The organism is Paenibacillus qinlingensis (assembly GCF_013204845.1).
In the GTDB taxonomy this organism is placed as follows: domain Bacteria; phylum Bacillota; class Bacilli; order Paenibacillales; family NBRC-103111; genus Paenibacillus_E; species Paenibacillus_E qinlingensis.
In genome coordinates this window covers 29,274-46,184 of sequence record NZ_JABMKY010000039.1, presented here as the reverse complement: position 1 = coordinate 46,184, position 16,911 = coordinate 29,274, and the positions used below count along the sequence as shown (strand labels likewise).

General features: G+C 44.0%; 16 protein-coding genes and 1 other annotated feature. All 16 genes read left to right on the top strand.

The annotated features are described in order from the left end of the window. Positions 1–214 precede the first annotated feature (214 nt). A complete protein-coding gene (gene cysE / locus HQN88_RS36125) occupies positions 215–871 on the top strand; it encodes a serine O-acetyltransferase (protein ID WP_173121295.1) in 657 nt (218 codons plus the stop codon). Further along, positions 868–2,268: a cysteine--tRNA ligase gene (gene cysS, locus HQN88_RS36120; protein WP_173121293.1), complete on the top strand. Its 1,401-nt coding sequence runs from the start codon at positions 868–870 to the stop codon at positions 2,266–2,268. Before cysE ends, cysS begins: the two co-directional genes overlap by 4 nt. Beyond that, positions 2,265–2,699, top strand: a complete 435-nt coding sequence (locus HQN88_RS36115; protein WP_173121291.1) for a Mini-ribonuclease 3 — start codon at positions 2,265–2,267, stop codon at positions 2,697–2,699. The genes cysS and HQN88_RS36115 overlap by 4 nt, the downstream gene beginning before the upstream one ends. A gap of 35 nt (positions 2,700–2,734) precedes the next feature. Continuing rightward, on the top strand, positions 2,735–3,475 hold the full coding sequence (gene rlmB, locus HQN88_RS36110) for a 23S rRNA (guanosine(2251)-2'-O)-methyltransferase RlmB (RefSeq protein ID WP_056618335.1): 741 nt from the start codon (positions 2,735–2,737) through the stop codon (positions 3,473–3,475). A 5-nt stretch (positions 3,476–3,480) separates the two neighbouring features. Then, a complete protein-coding gene (locus HQN88_RS36105; RefSeq protein WP_173121289.1) occupies positions 3,481–3,993 on the top strand; it encodes an NYN domain-containing protein in 513 nt (170 codons plus the stop codon). Positions 3,994–4,112: 119 nt separating this feature from the next. Continuing rightward, on the top strand, positions 4,113–4,757 hold the full coding sequence (gene sigH / locus HQN88_RS36100; protein WP_028557511.1) for an RNA polymerase sporulation sigma factor SigH: 645 nt from the start codon (positions 4,113–4,115) through the stop codon (positions 4,755–4,757). A 223-nt stretch (positions 4,758–4,980) separates the two neighbouring features. Further along, the gene (rpmG, locus tag HQN88_RS36095; protein WP_079418041.1) at positions 4,981–5,130 is read left to right on the top strand and encodes a 50S ribosomal protein L33; all 150 of its coding nucleotides are present in this window, start codon (positions 4,981–4,983) and stop codon (positions 5,128–5,130) included. A gap of 19 nt (positions 5,131–5,149) precedes the next feature. Continuing rightward, a complete protein-coding gene (gene secE, locus HQN88_RS36090) occupies positions 5,150–5,362 on the top strand; it encodes a preprotein translocase subunit SecE (RefSeq protein WP_047683213.1) in 213 nt (70 codons plus the stop codon). Between the two features lie 24 nt (positions 5,363–5,386). Further along, a complete protein-coding gene (gene nusG / locus HQN88_RS36085; RefSeq protein WP_028557509.1) occupies positions 5,387–5,920 on the top strand; it encodes a transcription termination/antitermination protein NusG in 534 nt (177 codons plus the stop codon). Positions 5,921–6,055: 135 nt separating this feature from the next. Next, on the top strand, positions 6,056–6,481 hold the full coding sequence (rplK, locus tag HQN88_RS36080; protein WP_028557508.1) for a 50S ribosomal protein L11: 426 nt from the start codon (positions 6,056–6,058) through the stop codon (positions 6,479–6,481). A gap of 116 nt (positions 6,482–6,597) precedes the next feature. Then, positions 6,598–7,290, top strand: a complete 693-nt coding sequence (gene rplA / locus HQN88_RS36075; protein ID WP_028557507.1) for a 50S ribosomal protein L1 — start codon at positions 6,598–6,600, stop codon at positions 7,288–7,290. Between the two features lie 54 nt (positions 7,291–7,344). After that, positions 7,345–7,498 (top strand) — a sequence feature (ribosomal protein L10 leader region). A gap of 68 nt (positions 7,499–7,566) precedes the next feature. Then, positions 7,567–8,076, top strand: a complete 510-nt coding sequence (gene rplJ / locus HQN88_RS36070) for a 50S ribosomal protein L10 (protein ID WP_173121287.1) — start codon at positions 7,567–7,569, stop codon at positions 8,074–8,076. Positions 8,077–8,141: 65 nt separating this feature from the next. Next, positions 8,142–8,507 carry a 50S ribosomal protein L7/L12 gene (rplL, locus tag HQN88_RS36065; RefSeq protein WP_057313458.1) on the top strand — a complete coding sequence of 122 codons (366 nt, stop codon included), beginning with the start codon at positions 8,142–8,144 and terminating at the stop codon, positions 8,505–8,507. A gap of 193 nt (positions 8,508–8,700) precedes the next feature. Further along, entirely contained in the window at positions 8,701–9,297 is a 597-nt protein-coding gene (locus HQN88_RS36060; protein WP_173121286.1) for a class I SAM-dependent methyltransferase, read from the top strand. Between the two features lie 356 nt (positions 9,298–9,653). Next, positions 9,654–13,193 carry a DNA-directed RNA polymerase subunit beta gene (gene rpoB, locus HQN88_RS36055; protein ID WP_056618311.1) on the top strand — a complete coding sequence of 1,180 codons (3,540 nt, stop codon included), beginning with the start codon at positions 9,654–9,656 and terminating at the stop codon, positions 13,191–13,193. Between the two features lie 69 nt (positions 13,194–13,262). Beyond that, on the top strand, positions 13,263–16,883 hold the full coding sequence (rpoC, locus tag HQN88_RS36050) for a DNA-directed RNA polymerase subunit beta' (protein WP_173121285.1): 3,621 nt from the start codon (positions 13,263–13,265) through the stop codon (positions 16,881–16,883). Positions 16,884–16,911 lie beyond the last annotated feature (28 nt).

Sequence of the window (16,911 nt, the reverse complement as noted above, 5' to 3'; positions counted from 1 at the left end):
CCTTGTAATCAGAAATGCACCTGGGAGCAGCCGCGCCGAATACTCACCCAGAGTAGGGTAGGCGCAGCCGGAACACCCACGTTAAGGGTTTGAGTTGGGAGACTTCCGAGTCACCAAGCAGAGTGGAACCGCGATAACCACGCCTCTGCAGCCTTAGGGCTGCAGGGGCTTTTTTTATTTTTACCAACATCATTCTAGGCAAGAAGGTGAGTATATGTGGTCAACGATCAAATCTGATATATCCGCCGTATTCGATAACGACCCCGCAGCGCGCAGTTGGTTTGAGGTTGTTTTTACGTATTCGGGACTTCATGCGATTTGGTCGCATCGGATTGGACATTGGTTTTATACAAGAAAGATGTATACGCTAGCACGTATCGTTTCTCAAATAAGCCGATTCATGACAGGCATCGAAATCCATCCAGGAGCAACAATTGGCAGAAGGTTATTTATTGACCATGGGATGGGTGTTGTCATCGGGGAAACCTGCGAGATCGGGGATGATGTGATCTTGTACCAAGGTGTAACTTTAGGTGGAACCGGAAAAGAGAAAGGTAAGAGACACCCAACAATTGGTAATAATGTAGTTATTGGTTCCGGTGCCAAAATTCTCGGGTCGTTCCTCGTTGGTGAGAACTCGCGTATTGGCTCTAATGCAGTCGTGATTCAGGAGGTTCCTAGCAATAGCACAGTCGTTACGATTCCTGCTAAGCTTGTGAAGCGAGACGGTGTCCGTGTGAATAGATTAGATCATGGTAATTTGCCAGATCCGATCGTCGATATTTTCCAAGAATTACAGAATCAAATTAATGACTTGAAATTCCAATTGGAAGAAGAACGGAAACAGAATGGAGAATTGAGGAGAACATGACACTCAAAGTATATAATACCTTAACGCGCAAGAAGGAAGAGTTTGTTCCGATTGAACCAGGCAAAGTGAAGATGTACGTATGTGGTCCAACCGTATACAACTATATTCATATTGGCAACGGACGTCCTGTTATATTTTTCGACGTGGTTCGTCGTTATTTGGAATCGCAGCAGTATGAAGTCAACTATATTACGAACTTTACTGATGTGGATGATAAAATGATTCGCAAAGCCGAGGAGATGGCGGTCTCCGTCCCTGAACTTGCTGAAACCTTTATCGCAGCTTTTTTGGAGGATATCTCCACGCTGGGTGTTCATGAGGCGACATTGAATCCACGGGTAACGGAGAATATTCAAGAAATCATCGATTTCATTGCTGCACTGGTAGAGAAGGATTTCGCATACGAAGCTCGTGGTGATGTGTATTATAGAACGCTGAAATTCACGGATTACGGCAAACTCTCTAAGCAAAATTTGGAAGAGCTACAGCATGGAATTCGTGTTGAGGTGGATGAGCGTAAAGAGAATCCTCAGGACTTTGTTCTATGGAAAGCGGCGAAACCAGGTGAGATTTATTGGGATAGCCCTTGGGGCCAAGGCCGCCCAGGATGGCATATTGAGTGCTCTGCAATGGTGCGCAAATATTTGGGTGAAACGATTGATATTCATGGAGGCGGGCAAGATTTAACGTTCCCTCATCATGAATGTGAGATTGCTCAAACCGAGGCGGTAACCGGTCATCCAATGGCCAATTATTGGTTACACAATGCTTTTTTAAATATTGATAATGAGAAAATGTCGAAATCACTCGGAAATGGTATTTTAATTCGAGATCTCGTTAAACAAATTAAACCGCAAGTATTCCGTTTCTTCATGTTATCCGCTCACTATCGGAATCCGCTTAATTTCAGTGATGAGAGTTTAAAGCAAGCAGCGAATGCGTTGGAGCGGATTCAAAATGCTTATGATAATATGAAGCACCGATTAGCTACGGCATCTGCAACTGGCGAAGTTGATTCGGGAATTGCAGATAAACTGCAGGCGATTTCGAAACAATTTGTGGATAAAATGAATGATGATTTCAATACGCCGGATGCGATTACCGCGGTATTCGATCTCGTTGCGGAAGCGAACTTGTACTTGCAAGAGGAGCGGGTACATGCGGAAGCACTGAAACTCTTCATGGAGCAGCTAGAAGTATTCGATGCAACGCTTGGCATTCTTTCACAACAGGGGGATGAATTGCTGGATGAAGAGATCGAGCAGTTGATTGTTGAACGTACGGAATCACGGAAATCCAAGAACTGGGCGCGCGCGGATGAAATTCGTGATTTGCTAACGGAGAAAGGGATATTCCTTGAAGATACACCGCAAGGCATACGCTGGCGCCGCAAATGACCGAAATAAATCTGGATGCTGCTAACTTGTTTTCCTTCCCACCATCGAAAAGTCCGCATTTATTAAATCCATTAGTGCTGGCATATATTGGGGATGCGGTGTATGAAGTCTACATCCGACAATATGTCATCTCCGGGGCGAATCATCGGCCTAATCATTTGCATAAGGCGTCAACAGGTTTTGTGTCTGCTAAAGCGCAGTCCAAATTATTGACGGCTTTGATGCCCACACTAACGGAAGAAGAAGTGGACATCGTGAAGCGGGGGCGTAATGCCAAGTCAGGAACAACAGCCAAAAACGCGGATGTGCTGGAATACCGGCACAGCACCGCGTTTGAGTGCTTAATCGGATATTTATATTACAAGCAATCCTTTGAACGATTGAAAGAGATTTTAGATTTCGCAATCACGTTTAATGATAAACAGAAATAGACAAGCATGTGCACGTACTTTTAGGAGGAATTAGGATGGATGAAGATATTATCGGTGGGAAGCACTCCGTATTGGAGGCGCTTCGTGCCGGACGGACAATTAATAAAATATGGATTGCCGAGGGTGCTCAGAAGCAATTCGCAGGGCCGATTGTGGCAGAAGCCAAAAATCTAGGGATTATTGTACAATTTACGGACAAGCGTAAGCTGGACCAAATGGCAGAGGGGCTCCAACATCAAGGTGTTGTTGCACAAGTTGCTGCATATGCCTACGTGGAGGTTGAAGATATCTTAGCCAAGGCGAAAGCGCTAGGGCAAGAACCCTTCATTTTAATACTCGATGAAATTGAAGATCCGCATAACCTGGGGTCCATTCTGCGTACAGCCGATTGTACGGGGGTTCATGGTGTGATTATACCGAAACGCCGCTCTGTAGGGCTAACTGCAACAGTTTCCAAAACTTCGGCAGGCGCAGTTGAGTATGTGCCGGTGGCACGTGTGACGAATATTTCGCAAACGATTGAGCAATTAAAAGAACAAGGTGTGTGGGTTGCAGGTACGGATGTTACTGCAGCTCAAGATGTATACAAAGCCAACTTTACGATTCCGATTGCTTTGGTTATTGGAAACGAGGGTAAAGGTGTGGGTCGACTCATTAAAGAAAGATGCGACTTCTTAGTCAAGCTGCCAATGGCCGGGCATGTTAATTCGTTGAATGCCTCTGTTGCCGCGGGTGTATTGATGTATGAAGTGGTAAGACAGCGCAATAAGAGCTAAATGGGATGGAACAGATCCTAATTGTAGATGGCTACAACATTATCGGCGCCTGGCCTGAGTTAAGTAAATTAAAGGATACCGATCTTGAAGGTGCACGTGACGGTCTGATCCATATGCTTGCGGAATTTCAATCTTTTTCAGGTATGAAAGTCTATCTGGTCTTCGATGCCTACATGGTACCTGGGCTAGGCAAGAAATATGTGCAGAATAAACTGGCGGTGCTCTATACCAAGGAGAAAGAAACCGCAGATGAAAGAATCGAGCGATTGGTTACGAATCTGATGGGAAGGCGTAAGGAAATATTCGTGGCGACCTCGGATATGATTGAGCAGCATGTCATATTTGGCAAGGGAGCGCTTCGCATGCCCGCGAAAGAGTTGCTTGTGAAAATTAAACAGAACCGTAAAGATGTTCGTGAACGCATAGTAACAGAGACGACAACCAAACGGAATCCGTTCGGAGGCAAGCTGAGTGACGAGATGAAAGCGAAGTTAGAACGATGGCGAAGAGGGGAGTAAATCCTCCAAATGCTAGAAATGGTGGGGTTCCCCGTTGACGGTGTGAGATTTCATCATGTATACTTAACCTAACTTTTATAGTGAAATCTGGGTAGTCTTGCAGGCCGGAGGGATTGTTGGTGAGTGTCGACCTCAAAGAACTGAGAATGTATGATTATGACCTCAAGCCAGATGAAGACATTGTCGAAGCAGTCCGTGAAGGCAGTAGCGAAGCTTTGGAATATCTTATCAACAAATATAAGAATTTCGTACGTGCTAAAGCGCGTTCTTATTTTTTGATAGGTGCAGACCGAGAAGATATTGTGCAGGAAGGCATGATAGGTTTATATAAATCTATCCGCGACTTCCGAGGAGACAAGCTTGCTTCATTCAAAGCCTTTGCTGAACTGTGTATCACGCGGCAGATCATCACGGCGATTAAGACAGCAACTCGTCAAAAGCATATACCTCTTAATTCCTACGTGTCACTGGATAAGCCCATCTATGATGAAGATTCTGATCGTACACTGCTCGATGTTATTAGCGGCTCCCGGGTAACAGATCCCGAGGAATTGGTTATTAATCAAGAAGAGTTTACGGGACTTGAAGATAAAATGGGAGAAATTTTAAGTGACTTAGAGCGTAGAGTGCTGATGCTCTATCTCGATGGCAGATCCTATCAAGAAATTGCTGTGGATCTCGATCGCCATGTGAAGTCAATTGACAATGCTCTCCAACGTGTTAAGCGCAAGCTTGAGCGGTATTTGGAAGTCAGAGATTTATAGAAATGCCCGTGCCGCATGAGCTGTACGGGTGTTTTTCTTTCTAAGTATGTTTAGTAACCCTCGGGAGAGCCTATACTGGTGATACTCTTGCATTTGTGAGACTTCTACCTTGACACTCGGGGGACAGTTGTGATAAAGTGTTTCAGGTAGCCCTAAAAGTCGCTTTCTTTTTGATGCGCTTAGAAGGGCTTTAATTAGAAAGTGTCTGTAGGAGGTGTACATCATGCGGGTCATCATCACATTAGCGTGCACAAATTGCAAACAAAGAAACTATGCATCCACTAAAAATAAGCGCAACAATCCCGACCGTATTGAGTTGAAGAAATATTGCAAATTTTGCAATGAACATACTGCTCATCGCGAGACTAGGTAGTTCTTTGGAGGTGTAGTTTGTGGCGTTCTTGGCTAGAATGAGACAAAGCTTCGGATCCACTTTTTCCTTCTTCACCGACAGTTGGTCAGAACTCAAAAAGGTCAAGTGGCCAAGTCGCAAAGAGATGACTACTTATACGCTTGTCGTTATAGGTACAGTAACTTTTGTTGCTATTTATTTTTTTGTGCTGGATCTAGGAATTTCTGAGTTGCTGCGCCTTGTTTTTAAATAAACAGGACTATAGGTGAATTTATTCATGGAAAAAAGATGGTACGTCGTACATACCTATTCAGGGTATGAGAACAAAGTGAAAGCCAACTTAGAGAAGCGCGTTGAGTCTATGGAAATGACGGACAAGATCTTCCGTGTGCTTGTGCCTATGGAAGAAGAACTGGTAAACAAAGACGGCAAGAAAAAAGTCGTTATGCGTAAAGTTTATCCAGGGTATGTTCTCGTGGAAATGATTCAAACGGACGACTCTTGGTACGTAGTACGTAATACGCCAGGAGTGACTGGATTTGTAGGTTCTACAGGATCCGGCTCTAAACCAACTGCATTGTTACCTGAGGAAGTTGAATCGATTCTGAAGCATATGGGAATGGAAGAACCGAAGGAAGTAATTGACTTCGAACTGAAAGAAACCGTACGCGTCAAGGTGGGTCCATTTGCAAACTTTGTCGGCTCTGTCGAAGAGATTATTGCCGATAAGGGTAAACTGAAGGTACATGTCAACATGTTCGGAAGAGAAACACCGCTTGAGCTCGATTTCGACCAAGTAGAGAAACTCTAAGAACGTGACAACCAAAAGGCTCTACCAGGTCTATTCCTTGGGATAGACCTACGTTAGTGGGATCGCATTAGTTTCCTGAATAGCGAGGCTTTGATTCGTCGAAGACTCCTATATTACTGCAAGGAGGTGTCTATCATGGCAAAAAAGGTTATTAAAATCGTGAAGCTTCAAGTTCAAGCTGCGAAAGCAAATCCAGCACCACCGATCGGTCCAGCATTGGGTCAAGCAGGTGTGAACATCATGGCTTTCTGTAAAGAGTTTAACGCTCGTACTGCTGATCAAGTTGGTCTAATCATTCCAGTTGAAATCACAGTTTTCGAAGACCGTTCCTTTACATTCATCACTAAAACGCCTCCGGCTGCAGTTCTTCTTCGCGTCGTTGCTGGTATCGAAAAAGGATCAGGTGAACCGAACAAGAAGAAAGTTGCAACTGTGAAACGCGCTAAAGTTCGCGAAATCGCTGAACAAAAAATGCCTGACCTAAATGCTGCATCCGTTGAGGCTGCAATGCGTATGGTTGAAGGTACTGCTCGCAGCATGGGAATCGTCATCGAAGATTAATTCCGCAAGGAATGCGACTGCGTAGGCTCGATGCCTACAGAAGTGTTTTCTACGAAAACATGGAAGTCGCTCGGTGGGAGGATTATCCGCTAATACCACTAAGGAGGATAAATATTATGCCTAAACACGGTAAAAAATACCGCGAAGTAGCTCAGCTTGTTAATGCTGAAACTTTGTATGATCCGTCAGAAGCAATCGAGCTTGTTAAGAAAACAGCTCCTGCTAAATTCGATGAAACTGTAGATGTTGCAGTTCGTCTGGGTGTAGACCCAAGAAAACAAGATCAGGCTGTTCGTGGTGTTGTCGTACTTCCACACGGTACTGGTAAAACAAAACGCGTTCTCGTATTTGCAAAAGGCGAGAAAGCAAAAGAGGCTGAAGCAGCTGGTGCAGATTTTGTTGGTGATGCAGATATGATCAACAAAATTCAACAAGGTTGGTTCGAGTTCGATGTTTGCGTAGCTACTCCGGACATGATGAGCGAAGTTGGTAAACTGGGTCGTATCCTCGGGGGTAAAGGTTTAATGCCAAACCCTAAAGCAGGAACAGTTACTTTCGACGTTACTAAAGCTGTTCAAGAGATCAAAGCTGGTAAAATCGAATACCGTCTTGATAAAGCAGGCCAAATCCATGCTCCACTTGGTAAAGTATCTTTCGATGCAGACAAGTTGAACGAAAACTTCAAAGCATTAGTTGATGCACTTGTTCGTGCGAAACCAGCAGCGGCTAAAGGTGTTTACCTTAAGAACATTGCTGTATCCTCGACAATGGGTCCAAGCGTACGTGTGAACCTGTCATCCTTCAGATAAGTAAAAGCTACCAGTTGACTTCGGTTGCTGGGCGTGATACTCTATCAAAGGTCCTAAAAATGAATATGCAAACCGTAGACAGTAGGTGCTGAACAGCTTAATTTCCTACCGAGGTGTTATGATATATATAACGATTTCTTTGTACATCAGGGAAAAAGTGAACACATCATGCCTTCGTAGCGTCTACGAAGGCATTTCTTATTCATAGATAAGAAATGCTAATGCTCCTACTGTTTGCGATCTTGAAAGATAAATGCATAAGAAGTGAGGTGTACTATGGCAAACGCGAAAATTCTTGCAGAGAAAGAACAAGCAGTGGCCGAAGTGACTGAGAAGTTTAAAGCTAGTGCTTCTACAATCATAGCGGACTACCGCGGTTTGAACGTAGCTCAAGTAACACAGCTACGCAAAAGCTTGCGCGAAGCTGGTATTGAATTCGTAGTTCTCAAGAACTCGTTGGCTAGACGCGCATCGGCTAACGCTGAACTAAGCGCATTGGATGAGTTTCTAACTGGTCCAACTGCTATTGCTTTCAGCAAAGACGATCTAGTTGCTCCAGCGAAAATTTTGACTGAATTTGCGAAAAAGAATGATAAATTGAGCGTAAAAGGTGGCGTGGTTGAAGGCCGCGTAGTTGGATACGATCAAATTAAAGCACTTGCAGAACTTCCATCCAGAGATGGTCTTCTCTCCATGTTGCTTAGCGTTCTTCAAGCTCCAGTTCGTAACTTTGCACTTGCTGTTAAAGCAGTTGCTGAGAAAAAAGAAGCTGAAGGTCAAGCTTAATTTTAACGCACTCCCTGTTTTACAAACAAAAAAACTAATTTATTAATGATAATGGAGGTTTAACCATGAGCACAAATGCAACTATCCTAGAAGCAATCAAAGGCATGACAATCTTGGAATTGAACGACCTGGTTAAAGCAATTGAAGAAGAGTTTGGCGTAACAGCAGCAGCTCCAGTAGCAGCAGGCGGCGGCGCAGCAGTAGCAGTTGAAGAAGCTCAAACTGAGTTTGACGTTATCTTGACAAGCGCTGGCGCATCCAAAATCAACGTAATCAAAGTAGTTCGCGAAATCACAGGTCTTGGCCTGAAAGAAGCGAAAGACCTTGTTGACGGAGCTCCAAAAGCAGTTAAAGAAAAAGTTAGCCAAGAAGAAGCAGACGCTGTTAAAGCTAAGCTTACTGAAGCTGGCGCTTCCGTAGAAGTTAAGTAATTTCTTTTTCTTAGGAAACCTCTTGAAGCTTGACTTCAAGAGGTTTTTTTCAACATTTAAGTATGTATAGTTTCACAGGATATGAACGGCGGTGTTGCCGTTTGTTGTGCCTAAGTTTGTACCCTTAGGAAAGCCTTAGAAACGCACGTGGTTATTTGTTTTTCCTATAGGTAGAAAAGGAGGGAATTCAAACGTGTCAGAGCATTACTACACACAAAAGCCGACCGTTAAAAGTGATGTCCATACAACGCAGGAAATACTTCGAGGTAAGACATTTACTTTTCTAACGGATGCGGGTGTGTTTTCGAAAAAAGGTGTCGATTATGGAAGTAAGCATTTAATAGAAACGTTGGAACTATCGGAAAATGATAGTGTTCTCGATGTGGGTTGTGGCTACGGGCCGATGGGTCTAAGTGCAGCAGTGATGTGTCCGAAAGGACATGTGACAATGGTCGACATCAATGAAAGAGCAGTCGAACTATCGCTGGAGAATGCGCGAAGAAATGGGATTACCAATGTCACCGTTATACAGAGCGATCTGTTGGAACAGGTGAAAGATAAGCAGTTTGATGCGGTTCTGACCAATCCGCCGATTCGTGCGGGGAAAGAAACGGTTCATCGAATTTTTGTGGATGCATACGATTGTTTGAAAGATGGAGGCTCCCTATGGGTTGTCATCCAGAAGAAGCAAGGAGCTCCGTCGGCAGTGAAGAAACTGGAAACCATATATAGTGAAGTGGTGGAGGTTTCGAAAGACAAAGGCTACCGCATTCTTAAGGCGACGAAGTAAGTCTCCGGCGAATATTCGTGGGAATTTGTTTGACTTGACATTTCAAATGTGATATTATTAAAAAATGTCAGTATTAAGATGGGACACATGTCTTTAGTTAGTAAAAATGTCAAGTCTTTTTTTCAGCCTTTATGCATGGAATTTATACCCATAACGTATAATGTTTGAATTTTGGGAAATTCTAACAGGATGGGAAGAAAATCTTGATACAGTTATTGAATACAGAAAAAAACCTTCATCCATACAGTCGCTTAATTCGGACGGGCTCCAATAACGGAGGCGTCCTGAGTGTACGTCGGTCGAAGTTTTTCTTCTTTCTTTTTATTTATTGAGTAGAGTTGAGGGGTGAATGAAAGTTGGCGGGACATCTTGTTCAATTTGGACGACGTAAACGCAGGACTTATGCACGAATTAATGAGGTTCTGGGCATTCCAAACCTGATTGAAATCCAGCAAAAATCGTATGAGTGGTTTTTGGAAGAGGGACTTCGTGAGATGTTTCAGGATATCTCCCCGATTCAGGATTTTACAGGGAACCTAGTACTGGAGTTCATTGACTATAGCTTAGGCGATCCTAAGTATTCCGTTGATGAGTCCAAAGAACGCGACGTAACGTATGCGGCGCCGTTAAGAGTCAAAGTCCGTTTGATTAATAAGGAAACCGGTGAGGTCAAGGAACAAGAAGTGTTCATGGGAGATTTCCCTATTATGACTGATACGGGAACGTTCATTATTAACGGTGCGGAGCGTGTAATCGTCTCCCAGCTCGTTCGTTCTCCCAGTGTTTATTATAGCACGAAAGTGGATAAAAACGGCAAAAAAACTTACACAGCTACAGTGATTCCTAACCGTGGAGCATGGCTGGAACTTGAGACAGATGCGAAAGATATTATCTATGTTCGTATTGATCGCACGCGTAAAATTCCAGTTACCGTATTGCTTCGTTCATTAGGGTTTGGTACAGATGCTGAGATTCTAGATCTGCTAGGCGATAACGAATATATTCGTAACACGCTAGATAAAGATAACACGGATTCTACGGAAAAAGCGTTAATCGAAATCTATGAGCGTCTTCGTCCAGGTGAGCCGCCTACGCTTGATAATGCAAGAAGCTTGATCGTTGCTCGTTTCTTTGATCCGAAGCGTTACGATTTGGCAAACGTAGGTCGCTATAAAATCAACAAAAAATTACACATCAAAAACCGTTTGTTCAATCAACGCTTGGCTGAAACTTTGGTGGATTCCGAAACGGGAGAAATCATTGCTGAAGCTGGACAATTATTGGATCGTCGTGTGCTAGATGAAATCCTTCCTTTTATCGAAAAAGGTGCAGGATATAAAGAGTTTACGATTCCTAAAGGTGTAACTGGCGCGGATACCATCCCTGTTCAGTGCATTAATGTTTACTCACCAACAGAAGAAGGTAAGGTAGTTAAGGTTATTTCTAACGGTGTTATTGATAAAGCTGTTAAAAACATCACGCCTGCCGATATCATCTCATCCATTAACTACTTTATTAACTTACTTCATGGTATTGGGAATACGGATGATATTGACCATCTTGGTAACCGTCGACTTCGTTCTGTAGGTGAATTGCTTCAAAATCAATTCCGTATCGGTCTATCCCGTATGGAACGTGTTGTTCGTGAGCGTATGTCGATTCAAGACGCTAACGTGATCACGCCTCAAGCGTTGATTAATATTCGTCCTGTTATCGCGTCGATCAAAGAGTTCTTCGGTAGCTCACAGCTATCTCAATTTATGGACCAAACGAATCCACTTGCTGAATTGACGCATAAGAGACGTCTGTCTGCACTAGGACCCGGCGGTTTGACGAGAGAGCGCGCAGGGATGGAAGTTCGTGACGTGCATCACTCTCACTATGGCCGTATGTGTCCAATTGAGACGCCTGAGGGACCGAACATTGGTTTGATCAACTCCTTGTCTACGTTTGCTCGTATTAATGAGTATGGCTTTATTGAAGCTCCGTACCGTTGGGTAGATCCGAAGACAGGTTTGGTTACTGATCAAATCGCTTACCTAACAGCAGATGAAGAAGATAACTACGTAATCGCGCAAGCGAATGCGAAATTGACGGAAGAAAATAAATTCGTCGAAGATGCGATTATCGTTCGTTACAAAGATGACAACTTAACACTTCCGGTTGAACGTGTCGATTACATGGACGTTTCCCCGAAACAGGTTGTTTCTGTCGCAACAGCGTTAATTCCGTTCCTTGAAAACGATGACTCCAACCGTGCGTTAATGGGTTCCAACATGCAGCGTCAAGCGGTTCCACTTCTTATCCCTAAAGCTCCGCTTGTAGGTACAGGAATGGAGCACAAGGTTGCTAAGGACTCAGGAGTATGTATTGTCTCCAAATTTGATGGAATTATTGAGAAAGCTGCTGCGAATGAAATTTGGTTGCGTCGCCAAGAAATGGTTGATGGCAAACTAGTTAGTGGCAACATCGTGAAATATAAGCTTCACAAATTTATGCGTTCTAACCAAGGTACGTGCATTAATCAACGTCCGATTGTTAAAAAAGGTCAATTGATTAAAGCCGGAGATATTCTTGCTGATGGACCATCAACTGAACAAGGTGAATTGGCACTTGGACGTAACGTAGTCGTAGCTTTCATGACTTGGGAAGGTTACAACTATGAGGATGCGATTTTGCTTAGCCAAAAGCTTGTTAAAGAAGATGTGTATACCTCCATTCATATTGAGGAATACGAGTCTGAAGCTCGTGATACGAAGCTTGGACCTGAAGAAATTACTCGCGACATCCCGAACGTAGGGGAAGACGCACTTAAGAATCTTGATGAGCGCGGAATCATCCGTGTCGGTGCCGAAATCGGCGCTGGCGATATCCTTGTTGGTAAAGTAACACCGAAGGGTGTAACTGAGTTAACGGCGGAAGAAAGATTGCTACACGCGATCTTCGGTGAGAAGGCTCGTGAGGTTCGTGACACGTCCCTACGCGTACCGCATGGTACAGATGGTATCGTTGTTGATGTGAAAGTATTTACGCGTGAGAATGGCGATGAGCTGCCTCCTGGTGTAAACCAACTCGTTCGTGTCTATATTGCTCAAAAACGGAAAATTTCCGAAGGCGACAAAATGGCAGGACGTCATGGTAACAAAGGGGTAGTAGCACGCATTCTCCCTGAAGAAGATATGCCTTTCCTTCCAGATGGTACGCCGGTTGAAGTCGTTTTGAATCCACTAGGGGTTCCTTCCCGGATGAACATCGGTCAAGTACTTGAAGTTCACTTAGGTATGGCTTCCAAGTACTTAGGTATCCATGCAGCAACGCCGGTATTCGATGGAGCGCGTGAGTATGACGTATTTGATGCCATGGAAGAAGCAGGTATGCAACGTAGCGGTAAAACGATTCTGTATGATGGTCGTACAGGAGAGTCCTTCGAACGCGAAGTAACTGTTGGCGTTATGTACATGATCAAACTTGCACACATGGTTGACGATAAAATCCATGCCCGTTCCACAGGACCTTACTCCCTTGTTACTCAGCAGCCGCTGGGTGGTAAAGCACAGTTCGGTGGACAACGTTTCGGGGAGATGGAGGTATGGGCACTCGAGGCTTACGGAGCTGCTTATACATTGCAAGAGATTCTTACCGTTAAGTCAGATGACGTTGTGGGCCGTGTGAAAACGTACGAATCCATTGTCAAAGGCGAGAATGTTCCAGAACCAGGCGTTCCGGAATCTTTCAAAGTTTTGATCAAAGAGCTTCAGAGTTTAGGTATGGATGTTAAAATCCTATCTGGCGACGAAGAAGAGATCGAAATGCGTGAAGCTGATGACGACGACGAAGTGACAAGCGATAAATTAAACCTAAACATCGAGGGCTCTGAGCTTGGAGTCAACGAATAGTAACATAGCTTTAGAACGAGAACGATTCACTGTAAAGTGGGTTTAAATTTCTTAAAGGAGGGTTGCTCCTTGATGGACGTTAACAACTTCGAGTTTATGAAAATCGGCTTGGCATCACCCGATAAAATTCGCTCTTGGTCCCGTGGGGAAGTAAAGAAGCCGGAAACGATTAACTACAGAACCTTAAAACCTGAGAAAGAAGGTCTTTTCTGTGAAAAGATCTTCGGACCTACGAAAGATTGGGAATGTCATTGCGGTAAGTACAAACGCGTTCGCTATAAAGGCGTTGTTTGTGACCGTTGTGGCGTTGAAGTAACCCGTCAAAAAGTACGTCGTGAACGCATGGGGCACATTGAACTTGCTGCTCCTGTTTCACACATTTGGTACTTCAAAGGGATTCCTAGCCGTATGGGTCTTGCGCTGGATATGTCTCCAAGATCTTTGGAAGAGATTATCTACTTCGCATCCTACGTAGTAACGGATCCAGGTGATACACCACTTGAGAAGAAGCAACTCTTGTCTGAAAAAGAATACCGTAGCTATCGCGAGAAGTACGGCTATGCTTTCCAAGCAGGCATGGGTGCAGAAGCTGTCAAAAAGCTTCTTATCGATATCGATATCGAGCGTGAAGTAGATACACTCAAAGAAGAGCTCAAAACTGCACAAGGTCAACGTCGTAACCGTGCGATTAAGCGTTTGGAAGTTATGGAAGCATTCCGTAACTCCAAAAACTTGCCTGGTTGGATGGTATTGGATGTACTTCCAGTAATCCCTCCAGAGCTTCGTCCGATGGTACAGCTTGACGGCGGTCGTTTTGCGACATCCGATTTGAATGATCTCTATCGCCGTGTTATTAACCGTAACAATCGTTTGAAAAGATTGCTCGACCTAGGGGCACCGGATATCATTGTTCAAAATGAGAAACGGATGCTTCAAGAAGCGGTTGATGCATTGATCGATAACGGTCGTCGCGGCCGTCCGGTAACAGGTCCGGGTAACCGTCCTTTGAAATCCCTCAGCCATATGCTGAAAGGTAAACAAGGTCGTTTCCGTCAAAACTTGCTCGGTAAACGTGTTGACTACTCTGGTCGTTCCGTTATCGTAGTAGGACCTAACCTGAAGATGTACCAATGTGGTCTTCCGAAGGAAATGGCACTTGAATTGTTCAAGCCTTTCGTTATGAAAGAGCTTGTAAATAAAGGTTTGGCTCATAACATCAAGAGTGCGAAACGTAAAGTTGAGCGCGTAAGTCCTGATGTTTGGGATGTTCTTGAAGAAGTCATTAAGGAGCACCCGGTTCTTCTGAACCGTGCACCTACGTTGCATAGATTGGGTATTCAAGCTTTTGAACCGATTCTGGTTGAAGGCCGCGCTATTAAACTTCACCCGCTTGTTTGTACAGCTTACAACGCTGACTTCGACGGTGACCAAATGGCCGTTCACGTTCCATTGTCCTCAGAAGCACAAGCTGAAGCTCGTTTGCTGATGTTAGCATCGGGTAATATTTTGAATCCGAAAGATGGTAAGCCGGTTGTTACACCTTCACAGGATATGGTTCTGGGAAGTTTCTACTTAACAACGGATAACAAATTCGCTAAAGGTGCTGGTTCTATCATTAGAACCGTTCATGAAGCAGTTTCTTCCTACCAATCGGGCAAAATGGCACTACACGCTCGTGTTGCGATCCCTGCTAGAGCATTGAACAAAACAAGTTTCACAGAGAAGCAACAAAACGCTATGTTGATCACTACAATCGGTAAAATCATTATGAACGAAATCTATCCAGCTGATTTCCCGTTCATCAATGAGCCGACCAAAACGAACCTTTTGAATGGTATTCCAGATGCTCACTTCGTATTTGAAAAAGGTGCAGATCTAAGAGCTATCATGTTGGAACGTGATGAGAACAAAGCGGTAGGTAAAGAGTATTTAGGTTCAATTATTGCCGAGTGTTTCCGTAAGTACCACACTACGCAAACATCGATGATTCTTGATAAAATTAAAGAGCTTGGATTCACGTATTCAACGAAAGCTGGTATTACTGTAGCCGTTTCTGACGTTGTCGTTCCTACTGAAAAAGTAGCCATTCTTAAAGAATGTGAAGAGAAAGTACGCGTAGTTACAAACCAATACCGTCGTGGTTTGATTACGGATGAAGAGCGTTACGACCGCGTTATTGCGATCTGGAGTAAAGCGAAGGATGAAATCACTGAGATTTTGATGAAATCCCTAGATAAATACAACTCTATTTCCATGATGGTTGAATCCAAGGCACGGGGTAACAAATCACAGATTACTCAGCTTGGCGGTATGCGTGGTTTGATGGCGAATCCATCCGGTAAAATTATGGAGTTGCCGATTAAATCGAACTTCCGTGAAGGTCTGACAATCTTAGAATACTTTATTTCCACGCACGGAGCGCGTAAAGGTCTTGCCGATACAGCACTTCGTACAGCGGATTCCGGTTACTTGACTCGTCGTCTCGTTGACGTAGCACAAGATGTTATCGTTCGTGAAGATGATTGTGGAACTGATAAAGGCTTTATGGTTAGCAAAATTCAAGACGGTAAAGAGGTTATTGAGGATCTTTACGATCGTATTGAAGGGCGCTACGCATATGAAACGCTTCGTCATCCACAAACAGGTGAAGTGATCGTACAACGTAATGAGCTTATCGAATCTGGTATTGCGGATCGTATTATTGAAGCAGGTATCGAGAAACTTCAAATTCGTTCTGTACTTAGCTGCCGCACCAATCATGGTGTTTGTAAGAAATGTTATGGTCGTAACTTGGCTACTGGTCAATTCGTTGAGGTTGGTGAGGCAGTTGGTATTATTGCCGCGCAATCCATCGGTGAGCCAGGAACACAGTTGACGATGCGTACGTTCCATACCGGTGGTGTTGCCGGAGACGATATTACACAAGGTTTACCGCGTATTCAAGAGCTCTTCGAAGCACGTAACCCGAAAGGTCAAGCGATCATTTCCGAAATCGACGGTGTCGTTAAGGAGATTCGTGAAGCTAAGGATCGTCGTGAAATTGAAGTTCAAGGTGAAGCGGAATCCAAAGTATATGCAGTTCCTTACGGATCTCGTGTACGTGTTTCGTTGAATCAACAAGTTGAAGCTGGTGATGAGCTGACAGACGGATCTATCGATCCGAAAGAAATGCTTCGCATCAAAGGTATTCGCGGCGTTCAGAACTATATTCTTCAAGAAGTACAACGTGTATATCGTAACCAAGGGGTAGAAATTAACGATAAACATATTGAAGTTATGGTTCGTCAAATGTTACGTAAAATCCGCATCGTTGACGCGGGTGATACAACGCTTCTACCTGGTTCATTTGTTGATATTCATGAGTATGAAGCAGCTAATAAAGTTGCTTTGTTCGCTGGCACAGAGCCTGCGGTTGCTCGTCCAATCTTGCTCGGTATCACCAAAGCTTCCCTTGAAACGGATTCCTTCTTATCTGCGGCTTCTTTCCAAGAGACTACACGTGTCTTGACGGATGCAGCAATTAAGGGGAAAGTCGACCAATTGTTAGGTTTGAAAGAGAATGTTATCATCGGTAAACTGATTCCTGCAGGAACAGGTATGCCGAGATACCGTAACATTCGAATCACGAACCCGAATGAGGTTATCGTTCTAGATGAAGATTTGGAAAAAGAAACAGTAGCTGTTGATTAATTAAATATAGAGAAAGAGGTAGCCACTT

Coding starts and splice junctions, on each gene's coding strand:
- cysE (WP_173121295.1), top strand. CDS start 215: ATGTGGTCAACGATCAAATCTGATATATCCGCCGTATTCGATAACGAC.
- nusG (WP_028557509.1), top strand. CDS start 5,387: ATGGAAAAAAGATGGTACGTCGTACATACCTATTCAGGGTATGAGAAC.
- rplL (WP_057313458.1), top strand. CDS start 8,142: ATGAGCACAAATGCAACTATCCTAGAAGCAATCAAAGGCATGACAATC.
- cysS (WP_173121293.1), top strand. CDS start 868: ATGACACTCAAAGTATATAATACCTTAACGCGCAAGAAGGAAGAGTTT.
- HQN88_RS36115 (WP_173121291.1), top strand. CDS start 2,265: ATGACCGAAATAAATCTGGATGCTGCTAACTTGTTTTCCTTCCCACCA.
- rpmG (WP_079418041.1), top strand. CDS start 4,981: ATGCGGGTCATCATCACATTAGCGTGCACAAATTGCAAACAAAGAAAC.
- rlmB (WP_056618335.1), top strand. CDS start 2,735: ATGGATGAAGATATTATCGGTGGGAAGCACTCCGTATTGGAGGCGCTT.
- rplK (WP_028557508.1), top strand. CDS start 6,056: ATGGCAAAAAAGGTTATTAAAATCGTGAAGCTTCAAGTTCAAGCTGCG.
- rplA (WP_028557507.1), top strand. CDS start 6,598: ATGCCTAAACACGGTAAAAAATACCGCGAAGTAGCTCAGCTTGTTAAT.
- HQN88_RS36105 (WP_173121289.1), top strand. CDS start 3,481: ATGGAACAGATCCTAATTGTAGATGGCTACAACATTATCGGCGCCTGG.
- rplJ (WP_173121287.1), top strand. CDS start 7,567: ATGGCAAACGCGAAAATTCTTGCAGAGAAAGAACAAGCAGTGGCCGAA.